1 protein-coding gene is annotated in these 15,304 nt (G+C 74.9%); it reads right to left on the reverse strand.

All coding sequences use genetic code 11. The features are described from left to right. Nucleotides 1-79: 79 nt before the first annotated feature. A complete protein-coding gene (locus FB471_RS02615) occupies nucleotides 80-15,289 on the reverse strand; it encodes a non-ribosomal peptide synthetase (RefSeq protein ID WP_246076210.1) in 15,210 nt (5,069 codons plus the stop codon). Nucleotides 15,290-15,304 lie beyond the last annotated feature (15 nt).

Below are 15,304 nucleotides of genomic sequence, written 5' to 3' on the forward strand. Positions count from 1 at the left end.
GCGCGCGTGGACAGCCAACTCGCGCGCGTGGACAGCCAACTCGCGCGCGTGGGCGGCAAACACGCCGGCTGACCTGCGGTTAGGTGGGGAGGGTCGACAGCGGGCGGCTGGGGTCGGCGGTAGCGGCGTGCAGCACGGCGAGCAGGTGCTCGGCGAGGCCCCGGACGGTGGCGGGGTCGAACAGCTCGGTGGCGTAGGTCAGCTCGCAGTGCACCGGGCCGGCGGCGCGGGGCTGGTAGCTGCTCAGCGTGAGCTCCGCGTCGGTCACGCCGGTGGGCAGGGCACCGAAGCCGTGGCCACCGGCCAGTTCCGCCGTATCGGCCTGCTCGTGATGCACCATCATCACCCGCGGGGCGGGGCGGCCCAGCTCCGCGAACGGCAGGTCCTGCCGGTCGAGGGCGGCCAGGTCCACCTCGCGCACCCGGGCGAGCAGGTCCGCGAAGGCGGGGTCCCCACCGGTGTCGGTGCGCAGCACCACCACGTTCACGAAGCAGCCGACCAGATCGGCCAGCCGGTCGTCCTGCCTGCCGGCCACCAGGGTGCCGATCGCCAGCTCGGACCCGGCGCCGCGCGTGGCCAGCACCGTGGCCCACGCGGCCTGTAGCACCATGAACAGGCTGGTGCCGGTCCGCCGCGCGAGCGCATCGACCCGCGCGTGCAGGTCCGCGTCCAGCACGAAACCGTGGAACGCGCCCGCCCCGGTCGGCCGGGCAGGCCGGGGGCGGTCCAGCGGCAGGGCGGGTTCGGCCAGGCCGTCCAGTGTCCGCCGCCAGTACCCCAGCTGCGCGCCGGCCACGCTGCCCGGATCACCGGGGTCGCCGAGCGCCTCCCCGGCCCACAGCGCGTAGTCCGGATAGCCCACCGGCAACGCGGGCCAGTCCGGGGGATTCCCGCCCCGGCGGGCCGCGTACGCCGTGTTCAGGTCGCGCAACAGCGGCACCACCGACCACTCGTCCACGCCGAGGTAGTGCATGGTCAGCAGCAGCGCGTGGGCGCCCCGCTCCCCGACCACCAGCCGGGCCCGCCAGGGTGGCCCGGCGCCGGGGTCGAGCGGCCGCCGGGCCAACTCGGCCAGCCGGGCCTCGACCTCAACGCAGGTTTCCAGCTCCAGCGAAGGCGGCTCGGCCGACTCCTGGTACAGCGTCCCGCCCCGCCGCACGAACCGGGTGCGCAACGGCTCGTGCCGGCCCGCCACATCACGCACCGCCGCGGCCAGCGCCGCCGGATCGAACCCCTCCTCCGCATACAGCACCAGCGCGTGGTCATGCACCCGCCGACGGGCCCACTGCCAGCGTTGCGCCGGTGCGGCGGGCAGCGGGGTGGGCCGCTCCCGCGTCGACAGCTCCGGGCGCGCCGGCACGGTCGGCGCGGCGGGCACGGCGTCGCCCAGTTTCGCGGCGATCCCGGCCACCGTGGGGTTGTCGAAGATGTCCCGCACCGTCAGCTCCTCGCCGAGCATCGTGCGGATCCGGCCGAGCAGCCGCATCGAGGCCATCGAGTGCCCGCCGAGGGTGAAGAAGTTGTCGTGCACACCCACGTCGGCCAGCTCGAGGATCTCGCCGAACAACTCGGCCAGCGCCCGCTCCCGCGGGGTGACCGGCCGCGCCGAGCCGGTCAGCTCGGCGAAGTCCGGCGCGGGCAGCGCCGCACGGTCCAGCTTCCCGTTCGGGGTGCGCGGCAGCGGCCCGTCCAGCGGGATCACCATCGCCGGCACCATGTGGTCCGGCAGCAGCGCGGCCAGCGCTGCCCGCAGCCCGGCCGGGTCGAGCTCCCCCTCCGCCGGAACGGCGTATCCGACCAGCCGCACCACATCCCCGCTCCGGTCGGCGACCACCGCGGCCTGCGCCACCGCGGGATGCCCGGACAGCGCCGCCTCGATCTCGCCGAGCTCGATCCGGAAACCGCGGATCTTGACCTGATCGTCCACCCTGCCGAGAAAATCCAGGGTGCCGTCCCGCCGCCACCGGGCCCGGTCCCCGGTCCGGTACATCCGGGAACCGGAGGCGAAGGGATCCGCGAGGAACCGCCGCGCGGTCAGGCCCGACTTGCCGAGATAACCCAGCGCCAGCCCACGCCCGGCCAGGTACAGCTCACCGGTCACCCCGGGCGGTACCGGTCGCAGCCGGGCGTCCAGCACATAGCAGCGGGTGTTCGGGTCCGGCCGCCCGATCGGCACCGATCCGCTCCGTCCCGGCTCCGCCGGCCACAGGGTGGAGTTCACCGTGGTCTCGGTCAGCCCGTAGGCGGCGAACAGATTCAGCGTGCCCGCCCACCGCTCGACCAGGTCCGGTGGCACGGTCTCGGTGCCGACCAGCAGGGTCGATCCGGCGGGCAGCTCGCAGCCGGCCGGCAGCGCGGACACCAGCGAGGGCGGCAGGATCAGGTGCGTGACCCGTTGCTCCCACAGGAACTCGGTGAGCGCGGGCCCCGCCACCCGCGCCTGCTCCGGGATCAGCACCAGCCGCCCACCGTGGCACAGCGCCATCGCCAGCTCGAACACGAACACGTCGAACCCGATCGAGGCGAACTGCAGCACCCGGGAGTCGGAGCGCAGCCCCATCCGCCGCACGGCGGTGGCGACCAGGCTGCCGATCCCCTCGTGCGGCACCAGCACACCCTTGGGGCGCCCGGTGGAGCCGGAGGTGTAGATGACGTAGGCCGGCTGCGCCAGCGAGTACACCGCGATGTCCACATCGGACTCCGCGGTCGCGGCCAGCTCCTCGGCCACCGGCGGGGAGTCCAGCAGCACCGTGTCGGCACCGGGGACCTCGGGGATCTTGCCCGCCACCTGCTCCGTGCCCACCACGAGCCGGGTACCGGAGTCGGCGAGCACGTAGCGCAGCCGGTCGGCGGGGTGGGCGAGGTCCAGCGGCAGGAACGCGGCGCCGAGGTCGAGTACGCCGAGCACGGTGGCGACCAGGTCCGCGCAGCGGTCCACCGCGACCCCGACCACGTCGCCCGGCCCGACACCGCGGGCCCGCAGCAGCCGCGCGATCCGGTTGGCCCGCGCGTTCAGTTCCCGGTACGACACCGATCGCGCACCATCCACAATGGCCACCGCGTCCGGCAGCCGCGCGACCTGCCCGCGGAACAGCGCGGGCAGCGAGGCTTCCTCGACCCGCTGGCCGGTGTCGTTGAACTCCTCGAGCACCAGCCGCCGCTCGTCCCCGGTGAGCACCTCGACCTCGCCGAGCCGCCGCTCCGGGTCGGCGGTCACCGCGGTGAGCAGCACGCCGAGCCGGGCGCCGAGCCGGGCGACGGTCTCGGCGTCGAACAGCTCGGTCGCGTACTCCAGCCGCGCGGTGATCGTCCCGCTGTCCAGCCGCTCGGTGAAGCTGAACACCAGGTCGAACTTGGCCGTCCGCGCCTCGAACGGAATGTCCTCGGCGCGCAGCCCCGGCAGCTCCAGCGCCTCACCGGTGCGTGCGTGGTACCCCACCATCACCTGGAACAGCGGGTTGCGCGCCAGGGATCGGGCCGGGTTGAGTGTCTCCACCACGGCCTCGAACGGCACGTCCGCGTGCGCGAACGCGGTGAGGTCGGTGTCCTTCACCCGGTCCACCAACTCGGCGAAGCTCGGGTTCCCGGACAGGTCGGTGCGCAGCACCAGCGTGTTGACGAAGAAGCCGACCAGGTCGTCCAGCGCCTCGTCGGTGCGACCGGTGATCGGCGCGCCGAGCGGGATGTCCTCGCCCGCGCCCAGCCGGTGCAGCAGTGCCGCCACCGCGGCGTGCAGCAGCATGAACATGCTGGCGCCGCCGGCCCTTGCCAGTTCCCGCAGCCCGGCACACACCCGCGGTGGGAGCTCGAACTCGAGGTCCGCCCCGGTGAAGCCGGGCCGGGTCGGCCGCGGCCGGTCGGTGGGCAGCTCGATCTCCTCCGGTACGGACCCCAGCGTCCGCCGCCAGTAGTCGAGCTGCCGTGCGGCCGTACTGTCCGGATCTGCGGGGTCGCCGAGCAGCCGCCGCTGCCAGAGCGCGTAGTCGGCGTACTGCACCGGCAGCGGATCCCGGTCCGGCGCGCGCCCCGCCAGCCGCGCCGCGTACGCGGTAGCCAGGTCACGCAGGAACGGGCGGTCGGACCACTCGTCGGTGGTGATGTGGTGCAGCAGCACCAGAACGACATGGTCCTGCGGCGCGAGTTCCAACACCCGCACCCGCAGCGGCAGTTCGTCTGCCAGGTCGAACGGCCTGGCCACGGCCTCGCGCACCAGTGCGGGGACCTGTTCCTCGGTGGCGCCCCGCACCTCGAAGGGGACCCGGGCCCGCGCGGCCGGCAGTACCCGCTGGAACGGCACGCCCTCGCGGGTGCCGAAGGTCGTACGCAGGGCTTCGTGCCGCGTCACCACGTCCCCCAGGGCCGCCCGCAGGGCCTCCAGGTCCAACGGGCCGCGCAGCCGGAACACCAGCGGGAAGTTGTACGCCGCCGAGGTCGCCTCCATCTCCTGGAGGACCCACAACCGTTGCTGTGCATGGGAGAGCGGGAGCTCGGCGGGCCGGTCCGCGGCCACCAACGGCGGCCTGGCCCGCTCGCCCTTTCCGGCCCGTGGCGCCAGCTCGGCCACGGTGGGCGCCTCGAACAGGTCCCGAATGGACAGTTCGGCTGGCAACGCGGTGCGCGCCCTGCTGACCAGGCGGGTGGCCAGCAGGGAATGCCCGCCCAGGTCGAAGAAGTTGTCGTCGATGCTCACCCGCCGCGCGCCCAGCAGCTCGGCGAACAGCTCGCACAGCACGCGTTCGGTCCGGTCACGGGGCTCGCGACCGGTGGCCGTATCGAGCACGGGCGCGGGCAGCGCGGCGGTGTCCAGCTTGCCGTTGACCGTCAGCGGCAGTTCCGGCACCGCCACAAGCGCGGCCGGCACCATGTAGTCCGGCAGCCGGCCCTTGAGGTACCCGCGCAGTTCGGCCAGCAGGTCCTCGGCGCACACGGCGTAGCCGACCAGCCGCCGCACCGGCCCGCCGGCGTCGGCGACCACGGCGGCCTGCGCCACCCCGGGGTGCCCGGACAGCGCCGAGGACACCTCGCCCAGCTCGACCCGGTAGCCGCGGATCTTCACCTGGTCGTCGGTGCGCCCGAGGAAGTCCAGGATCCCGTCGGCCCGCTGCCGCACCAGGTCCCCGGTCCGGTACATCCGGTCACCGGTGGCACCGAACGGATCACTGACGAACCGGCTCGCGGTCAGGCCCGGCCGGTCGTGGTAGCCGCGGGCAAGCCCGATCCCCGCGATGTACAGCTCCCCGGGGCAGCCGGGAGGGACCGGCCGCAGCCGGGAGTCCAGCACGTACGCCCTGGTGTTCCAGATCGGGCGCCCCACCGCGGGAGTCTCGCTGTCCGCTGTGGACGCACCGAGGGCGTTGATGGTGTACTCGGTCGGCCCGTACAGGTTGTAACCGTAGGTGCCCCCGGTCTCCGCCAGCCGGGTCCACACCCCCTCCGGCACGGCCTCGCCGCCGAGCAGCACCAGCGGCGGCACGTGCCCCTCCAGCAGCCCCTGCTCGATCAGCAGCTGGGCGTAGGTGGGGGTCACGTTGACCACGTCCACCCGGTGCCGCGCGCAGTAGGCCACCAGCGCCTCTGCGTCCCGGCGCAGCCGCTCGTCGCAGACGTGCACCTCGTGGCCCTCGACCAGCCAGAGCAGTTCCTCCCAGGACATGTCGAAGGCGAAGGACACCGTGTGCGCGATCCGCAGCCTGCGACCGCCGGCGGCGGCGACCGCGGGCCCGAAGATCGCCTCCCGGTGGTTGAGCTGCATGTTGGTCAGCCCGCGGTAGGGGGTGACCACGCCCTTCGGCCGGCCGGTGGAGCCCGAGGTGTAGATGACGTAGGCGGGATGCTCCAGCCGGCCCGGCGACCCGTGCGTGAACGCGGGCCGCTCGGCTTCGGCCAGCGGCTCCGGCGACAGCGCGGCCAGCTCCGCCCGCACCGCGGGCTCGTCCAGGTGCACCGCGTCCGGGGACAACCCCACCGTGCTGGTGGACAGCAGGCACAGCGGCCCGGTGTCGGCCATCATCAGGCGTAGCCGCTCGGCCGGGTGGTCCAGGTCCAGCGGCAGGTACGCCGCGCCGGTGCGCAGCACCGCGAACAGCGCCACCACCATGTCGATCGAGCGCGGTAACGCCAGCGCCACCACCCGCTCGGGCGCGGCGCCCCGCCGCAGCAGCAGCCGCGCCATCCGGTTGATCCTGGCGTCCAGCTCCGCGTAGCTGAGCCGCTCCTCGCCGCAGACCAGCGCGGTCTCCTCCGGGGTGCGCGTCACCTGCGCGGCCAGCAGGTCGGCCACCGTCTCGTCCGGCACCGGCCGCGCGCCGGCCTCCCAGCCCTGCCGCAGCGTCGCGTGCTCGCCGGGCAGCAACACGTCCAGCGCGCCGACGAGCGCGCCCTGGTCGGCGGTCAGGCGGTCCACCAGCAGGTGGAACCGATCCAGCAGGCGTTCGGCCGTCGCGGGTTCGACCAGGTCGGGTCGGTAGTCCAGCGCGACCCGCACCGTCTCGCCGGGCGTGACCACCAGGGTCAGCGGGTAGTGCGTGGCGTCCACGCTGCCGACTCCGGTGATCCCGTGCCGCCGGGTGAGCTCGGCGAAGGCGCCCTCATCGGCGAAGTTCTGCAGCACGTACAGGGTGTCGAACAGCCGCGCATGGGGTGTCTCCCGCTGCAGCTCGCCGAGGCCGAGGTACTCGTGGTTCATCAACTCGGCCCGCTCGGCCTGCAACCGCCGCAGGAACCCCGCGACCGGCTCGGCGGGGTCGAGGGTGACCCGGACCGGCACGGTGTTCAGGAACATCCCGATCGCCCCGGATACGCCGTCCACCTCGGCGGGCCTGCCGGCCACGGTGGCGCCGAACACCACGTCCGCGCGGCCGACCGTGGCCGAAAGCACCAGGCCCCATGCCGCGGTCAACACCGTGTTCACGGTCAGCCCGTGGCCGCGCGCGGTCTCCCGCAACCGCCGCCCGAGCGGGCCGGGCAGGTCGTGCCGGTGCCGCCGCGGGATCGCGGGCTCGGCGCCCTGCCCGGCGACCAGGGTCGGCTCGGCCAGCCCGGACAGCGCGCGCCGCCACGCGGCCCGCGCCGCCTCGGTGTCCTGCCGGGACAGCCAGGCCAGGTAGTCGCGATAGGTGCCGGGACGCTCCATTCCCTCGTCCTCGCCCGCGGTGTCGTACAACGCGAGCAGTTCCGCCAGCAGCAGGCCCTGCGACCAGCCGTCCCAGAGCACGAGATGATGGCTGAGCACCAGCCGGTCCCCCTCGTCCCCCATCCGCACCAGCAGCAGCCGGAACAGCGGCGGGTCGGCGAGGTCGAACCGGCGGCCACGGTCGGCCGCAAGCAGGGCGTCCACCCGTTCCCGCCGCTCGGCCTCGGGCAGCTCGGCGAGATCCACCTCCGCCAGCGGGACCGGCGGATCCGCCGCGATGAACTGCACCGGGCCGGGCAGGCCTTCGCTGGTGAACCCGGCACGCAGGCTCGGGTGCCGTGCCAGCAGCCGGGCGCAGGCCGCGCGCAGCCGGTCGGCGTCCAGCCGCCGGTCGAAGTCGAAGGTGTCCTGCGCGGTGTAGACGTCCAGCGCGCCCCGGTCGTAGCTGGCGTGGAAGTACAGGCCTTCCTGCAGCGGGGACAGCGGCCAGATGTCGGCCAGCGGGCCGGGCGCGACCCGCTCCACCCGCTCGATCTCCGGCTGGCCGAGCCGGACCAGCGGGAGGTCGGAGGGGGTCAGCACGGGCGGGTCCGGGCAGGTGGCCGCCAACTCGCGCAGGGCCCGCACCCAGGCCGCAGCCAGCTCGGTAACCTCGGCCTCGGCCAGTGTCCCTTCCGGCCAGGTCCAGGTCGCGGTCAGCTCGGGACCCTCCGCGGTGTCCGCGCAGGCGGCGTTCACCTGCACCGGATACGGCATGGCCAGGTCCGGGTCGGGTGCCATGGCCAGCGCGTCCGACTCGACGGCCGGGCTCCAGTCGGCCGCGGAGCTCGCCGGCAGCCTGCCGAAGTAGTTGAACAGCACCTGCGCCGTGGCGGCCTCGGCCAGCAGTGGGGCGGTCTGCGGGTTGAGATAGCGCAGCATCCCGTAGCCGATGCCGCCCTCGGGCGCCGAGCGCACCGACTCCTTCACCGCCTTGAGCACCTCGACGGGGTCCGCCCCGCCAGGCAACCGCACCGGCTGGAGGCTGGTGAACCAGCCCACCGTGCGGGTGGTGTCCAGCCCGGGCTCCAGCTCCTCGCGGCCGTGCCGTTCCAGGTCGACCAGCAGCTCGGCCTCCGGGCCGCGCAGCCCGGTCGCGGCCAGGCGCAGCGCGGCCAGCAGCACCTCGGTGACGTCCGCGCGCACCGCCGCGGGCACCGTGGTCAGCAGCGGGACGGTGTCGGCCACCGGCAGGGTCACGATGTGCTCGCGAGCCGTGCCCGCGGTGCCGCTCCGGTCCGCGCCGGGCAGCAACTCGGCGCCCGGCGCGAGCACCCGGGTCCAGTAAGGCAGCTCGGCGAGGCGGGCGGCCGAGGTGGCCTGCTCGCAGACGGCACGGGCGAACCGCCGCAGGGACACCGGCACCGGCTCCAGGTCAGGGGCGCCGCCGGCGTGCACCGACCGCCAGGCCGCCGCCAGGTCAGCCAGCAGGATCCGCCAGGACACCCCGTCGACCACCAGGTGGTGCGCGGCCAGCAGCAGGCGGCCCTGCCGCTCCCCCCGGTCGAACCACACCGCCAGGAGCATGGTCCCGGCATCGGGGTCCAGCCGGCCCGCGGCCGCGTCCGACTCGGTGACGATCAGCTCGCGCAGCGCCGCCTCGTCCAGGTCACCGGCGTCCACCCGGCGCAGCAGGTCCGCGGCGGGCACACTGCCCGCCGGGCGGGTGGCCAGTGACCACACACCCGCGCCGAAGCGGGTGAGCGTGCCGCGCAGCGCGTCGTGCCGGTCCAGCACCGCCTGCAGCACGGCGGTGAGCGACTCGAGGTCGGCCACCGCGGGCACGCCCAGCACCATGGACAGGTTGAACCGGCCGATCGGCCCGCCGTCGGTACGTAGCTGGTGCACGATCGGCAGCGGCGGCACCTCGCCGACGCCGCCGTCCTGCCGGGTTCGCTCCGGTGTCCGGGCCCGCTGGGGGCCGGCCAGTGCGGCGAGCGCGGCCGGGGTGCGGTGCTCGAACACCGCCCGCGGGCTCAGCTCCATCCCGGCCGCGCGGGCCTGGCCGGAGACCGCGATGGACAGGATGCTGTCCCCACCGAGCGCGAAGAAGTCCTCCTCCGCGCCGACCTGTTCCAGGCCGAGCACGGTGGCGAAGATCGCGCACAGCCGGCGCTCGGCGTCCCCGGCCGGGGCACGCTCACTCGCCCGCGCGGGCGCCGGCTCCGGCAGCGCCCCCGGGTCCACCTTCCCGCCGGGGGTACGCGGCAACTCCGCCAACAGCACGATCGCGCCGGGCACCATGACCTCGGGCAGCACGGCCGCCAGCGCCGCGCGCAGCGCGGCCGCGGAAGGGTCGTGTCCCGGGGCGGGCACGGCGTAACCGACCAGCCGAAGGGCCCCGCGCCCGTCCGGGAGGGCGAGCACCGTGGCCTCGGCGACCTCGGGAAGGCCGGCGAGCCGGGACTCGACCTCGCCTGGCTCCACCCGGTTGCCGCGGATCTTCACCTGCTGGTCGGTGCGGCCGAGATAGCTGAGCACCCCGTCGGCGTCCCAGCGGACCATGTCCCCGCTGCGGTACATCCGGTCCCCTGGCTCGCCGAAGGGGTCCGCCACGAACCGCCGCGCGGTCAGCCCCACCCGCCCGTGGTAGCCGCGGGCGACCTGGTCGCCCGCGATGTACAGCTCACCTGGCGTACCGGGGCCGACCGGGTGCAACTGCCGGTCCAGCACGTACAGCCGGGTGTTCCACACCGGCCGCCCGATCGGCACGGTGCCCTCCGGAGCGACCTCGGGCACCGGCCAGTGGCTGACCTGCACGACGGCCTCGGTGGGACCGTAGACGTTGTGCAGCGGCACCCGGGTCAGCTCACGCCAGCGGTGGGCGAGTTCGGCGGGCAGGGCCTCGCCGCCGCTGAACGCCCTGCGCAGCCCGGACCACCAGTCGCCGATGTTCTCCATGCGCAGCAGTGCCGCGTACATCGCGGGTACCAGGTCCACGGTGGTGACCCGCTCGCGGCGGACCAGCTCGGCGAGGTAACCGGGATCGCGTTGCCCTCCGGGCCGGGCCACCACCACCGCCGCCCCGGCCAGGAGCGGCCCGAAAATCTCCTGCACCGAGGGGTCGAAGCCGGCGGAGTACTGGTGCAGCACCCGGTCATCGGACCCGAGGCCGACGGTGTCCCGAAGCCAGGCGAGCTGCCCGAGCACCGCGCGATGGGTGACCAGCACGCCCTTGGGCCTTCCGGTCGAGCCGGAGGTGTACAGCAGGTAGGCGGGGTGGTCCGGACCCGCGGGGCGGGGCTCCCCACCGGCGGGGCCCGACGCGGGCCGGGACTCGACGGGTTCCGCGTCGAGCACCAGCGGCTCGGGCCCGGCCCCCGCCGGGAGGCGCGGCGCATCGGCCGAGGTGGTGACGGTGAGCAGGGCACCCGAGTCGGTGAGCAGGAAACGCACCCGCTCCGGCGGGTGGTCGAGATCGACCGGCAGGTAGGCGGCGCCCGCCCGCAGCACCCCGAGCAGGCAGACCAGGAGCTCGGGGGAACGGGGCACCGCGACCGCCACCACCCGTTCCGGTCCGGCCCCGGCTTCCCGGAGCCGCCGCGCCAGTGCCGCCGACCGCAGGTCCAGCTCGGCGTAGCGCAGCTCCTGCCCCTCGAACACCACGGCGGTGGCCTCCGGGGTCCGCGCGGCCTGCGCGGCGAACGCGGCCGCCAGGGTCGTGGCCGGTACCGGCCGCCGCGCCCCGGCCAGCAGGTCCAACGCCTGCCGTCGCCGGGCCGGCGGCAGCGGTTCCAGCCGCGCCACCGGCAGCCGGGGCCGCTCCAGGATCGTCTCCAGCAGCCGCAGCAGCCGGTCGGCCAGCCGCCGCGCCTGCCCCGGCAACCGGGTCCCGTCCTGCTCCAGACTCAACCGCAGCCGTGGCCCGGGAAACACGGTCAATGCCAGCGGGTAGTGCACGGCGTCCCTTGTGTGCACTCCGGTGATCTCCAGCGTGCCGTCCGCGCTGCGCAGCGGTCCCGGCTCCGGCTGGTTCTCCACCACCACCAGCGCCTCGACCAGCTCGCCGAGTCCGGCGATCCGCTGGATCTCGGCCAGCCCGAGGTGCTGGTGGGCCAGCAGCAGGGCCTGCTCGTCCTGGAACCCGGCGAGTACCTCGGCCACCGGCCGCTCCGGCCGCCAGCGCAGCCGGGCGGGCACGGTGTTGATGAACAGGCCGACCATGGACTCGATCCCGGCGACCTCGGCCTGCCTGCCGGAGACGGTGCTGCCGAACACCACGTCCGTGCTGCCGGTGAGCTCGCCGAGCAGCAGCCCGAACGCGCCCTGCACCACGGTGCCGAGGGTGAGCCCGTGCTCGCGGGACCGCTCGGTCAGCCGCGCGGTGTCCGCGGCGGGCAGCTCGACCTCGACCCGCTGCGCCTCCCCCCGCCGTGCGGGCACCGGAAGCCTGCTCGGGCCGTCCAGCCCGGAAAGGGCCGACCGCCAGCCCTGCCGCGCCGCGTCCCGGTCCCGGCCGGCCAGCCAGGAGAAGTAGCGGTGCGGGGGCACGGCCGCACCGCGCGGGCCGTCCAGCAGTTCCCGCAGGATGATCGACATCGACCAGCCGTCGATGATGATGTGGTGCAGGGTGAGGATCAGCCTGGCCCGCCGCCGGTCGAACCGGATCAGCACGGCCCGCAGCAGGGGCGGCTCGCCGAGGTCGAACCCGCGAGCGCGTTCGGCCGCCGCCAGTTCCTCCGCGCGTGCCCGCTGCTCGGCCTCCGCGGAGCCGGACAGGTCGAGCTCCCGCCACGGCAACTCCACGGAGGCGGGGATCAGTTGCCCGACCGTCCCGTCGGCGCGTTGGCGGAAACCGGCACGCAGCAACGGATGCCGCTCCAGCAACCCGCGTAACCGCGCGCGCAGGGCCTGCCCCTCGACCGTGCCGGCCAGCTCGAGCTCCTGCTGTACCGCGTAGACGTCCCCGGCGCCCCCGACGTCCCCGGTGCCTTCCGCCGTCGCATGGAAAAAGAACCCGGCCTGCAGCGGGGTGACCGGCAGCACCTCGTGCCCGCGCGCGTGTTCGTCCTCGGCCCTGGGCGCCGGTACGGGCTCCCCGTCGGCGGCGGCTTCGGTCGGCGTGGCCAGCGCCGCGAGCGCGGCCGGGGTGCGGTGCCGGAGGACCTCCCGCGGGGTGATCGCCAACCCGGCGGCGCGGGCGGCGGCCACCAGCCGGATGGCCACGATGCTGTCGCCGCCCAGGGCGAAGAAGTCGTCCCCGACTCCGACCGCGGGCAACCCGAGGACCTCGGCGAAGGCGGCGGCGAGCGCGTGTTCGGCCGGGGTGGTCGGCGGGGTGTCCCCGGTCAGCGCCGTCCAGTCCGGGGCGGGCAGTGCCGCGGTGTCCAGCTTGCCGCTCGGGGTACGCGGCAGCGGCCCCGGATGCGCCAGGATCACGGCGGGGACGAGGTGCTCGGGCAGGTTCGCCGCGAGCTCCGCCCGCGCCCGCTCCGGGTCGGCCGAGCCGACCAGGTAGGCCACCAGCCGGGTACGGCCGCCCTGGTCGGTGCGGGCGAGTACGGCGGCCTGCGCCACCTCGGGCAGCGCCATCAGCGCGCTCTCGATCTCGCCCGGCTCGATCCGGTGGCCGCGGATCTTGACCTGGTGGTCGGCACGACCGAGGAACTCCAGGTTGCCGTCGGCACACCAGCGCACCCGGTCCCCCGTGCGGTACATCGTGGCTCCGGGTTCCCCGAACGGGTCGGCCACGAACCGTCCCGCCGTCAGCACCGGCCGGCCGAGGTAGCCGCGGGCCAGGCCCCGGCCCGCCACGTACAGCTCGCCTTCCACCCCGGTCGGGACCGGCCGCAGCGCGGTGTCCAGCACGTAGCAGCGGGTGTTCGGGTCCGGCCGGCCGATCGGCACCGGCCCGTCCCGGTCGGGCTCGGCGGGCCACAGCGTGGAGTTCACCGTGGCCTCGGTCAGCCCGTAGGCGACCACCACCCGCAGCCGGCGCGACCAGCGGGCGACCAGCTCGGCCGGCACCGCCTCGGTGCCCACCACCAGCACCGCGCCCGCGGGCAGCGCGCAGTCCGGGGGCAGCGCGGCCACCAGCGAGGGCGGCAGGATCATGTGCGTGACGCCGTGCTCGGTGAGATATCCGGTCAGTTCCTCGCCGGCCACCCTGCGCTCGGTGGGCACCAGGACGAGGGTCCCGCCGACGCACAGCGACATCACCAGGTCCCACACCGCCACGTCGAAACCGACCGAGGCGAACTGGGCGACCCGGCTGCCCGCGTCCACACCGAGGCGGTCGGTGGCGGTGCTGATCAGGCTGCCGATCCCGTCGTGGGTGACCACCACGCCCTTGGGAGTGCCGGTGGAGCCGGAGGTGTAGATGACGTAGGCGGCCTGTTCCCGTGCGACCGGTATCCCCGGTGCGGTGTCCCCTGCGGCGGCCAGTTCCGCCACCACCTCCGGAGCGTCGATCCGGAGAACGTCCGGGCCGTGGTCGCCGGGGAGGTCCTGAGTGGTGACCAGGACGCGCGCGCCCGCGTCGACGAGCAGGTACCGGATCCGCGCGGTGGGCTGGTCCTGCTCCAGCGGAAGGTAGGCCGCGCCCGCCTTGAGCACCGCCAGCAGTGCCACCACCAGCTCCGGTGTGCGGGGCAGCGCCACGGCCACCACGTCCTCCGGACCGACGCCGCGGGCGATCAGCAGCCTGGCGAGCCGGTTGGCCGCGGCGTCCAGTTCCGCGTAGCCGATCCGGCGCTGCTCGCAGACCAGTGCCACCGCGTCCGGGGACCGCCGGACCTGCCGCTCGAACGCGGCCGGCCAGGACAGCTCGGGGACCTCGCGCGGGTCGCGGCCGAACCCGGTCAGCAGCCGGGCGCGTTCCCCCTGGGGCAGCAGCTCGATCGCGGCCAGCGGCCGGTCCGGGTCCCGCGCCAGCGTGTCGAGCACCCGCAGCAACCGGTCGCGGTGCCCGGTCAGCTCGGCCTTGCCGCAGACGGCGGCGTCCGTGTCCAGGTGGATGGTCACGGTGTCGCCGTCCTGGGCCTGGTCCACGGTGACCGCGAGGTCGGGCAGCGGGCCGGTCCACCGGAAGTCGAGCCGGAACTCGTGCCCGCCGAAGATGACATCCCCGCGCGGTGGCAGCACGTTGATCGTGGGCCCGGCCAGGTCCCGCACCCCTTCGGTCAGCCCGAGGTCGCGGGCCAGGTCGTCGCCACGGTAGCGGGAGTGCGTCCGGGTGGCCCGGATTTCCGCGTCGGCGGCGGCCATCAGCTCGGCGAGGGTGCTCTCCTGGCGCGCGGGCAGGCACAGCGGCAGCACATTGGACACCATGCCCGGCATACCGCGCAGCGCGGCGTCGGTGCGCGCCGTCACCGGCAGCGCCAGCCGGACGTCCCGGCTCCCGGTGTACCGGTGCAGGTAGCCGGCCACGGCGGCGACCAGCACCCGGGACATCCGCAGCCCGGCCCCTTCCGCGACGGCGCGCAGCGCGGCGGTGCGTTCGCCGGACAGGGTGATCGTCGCCCGCCGCAGCTCGGCGGCGGGCTCCGATGCCCGCGGCACCAGCCGCGCGGGCTCCGCGCGGCCGGCGAGCCTGCCGACCCAGTACTCGCGGTCGGCGGCGCACCGCGCCGAGGCCCGGTACTCCTCGTCGGCCGTGATCAGCCTGCGCAGTGTCCAGTCCGCGGGTGGTCCGCCGCGCCCGCCGTACAGCTCGCCCACCCGGCGGGCGAGCATGGTCACACCGTAGCCGTCGACGAGGATGTGGTGGTAGCGCTGATACCACCACACCCGCCGGTCCTCGATCCGCAGCAGCGCCTGCGCGAACAGCGGCGGCCGGCCGAGATCGACCGGCGCCGCCCGTTCCCGCCGCATCCAGTCCTCCGCCGCGGCGGCCGGATCCGGCTCGTCCCGGAAGTCCAGCACCGGGACGGCGCACCGCGGCTCGAGGAGTACCTGCCGGGGAGTCTCGTCCTGGGCCTCGATCCGCACATGCAGAGCTTCGGCCTCGGTCACCGCGGTGCGCACGGCCGCGGCGAGCCGGTCGAGATCCACCGCGCCGCGCAGTTCGGCGCGGACGGCCATGTTGTACACCGCGCTGTCCGGGTCGATCCGCTGTGCCAGCCAGATCCCGGCCTGCGCCGCGGTCAGCGGCAGGCCGCCGGGCGAACGGAGGGACACGATCGGATACCTTTC

This window comes from Amycolatopsis cihanbeyliensis (genome assembly GCF_006715045.1).
Classification (GTDB): Bacteria; Actinomycetota; Actinomycetes; order Mycobacteriales; family Pseudonocardiaceae; genus Amycolatopsis; species Amycolatopsis cihanbeyliensis.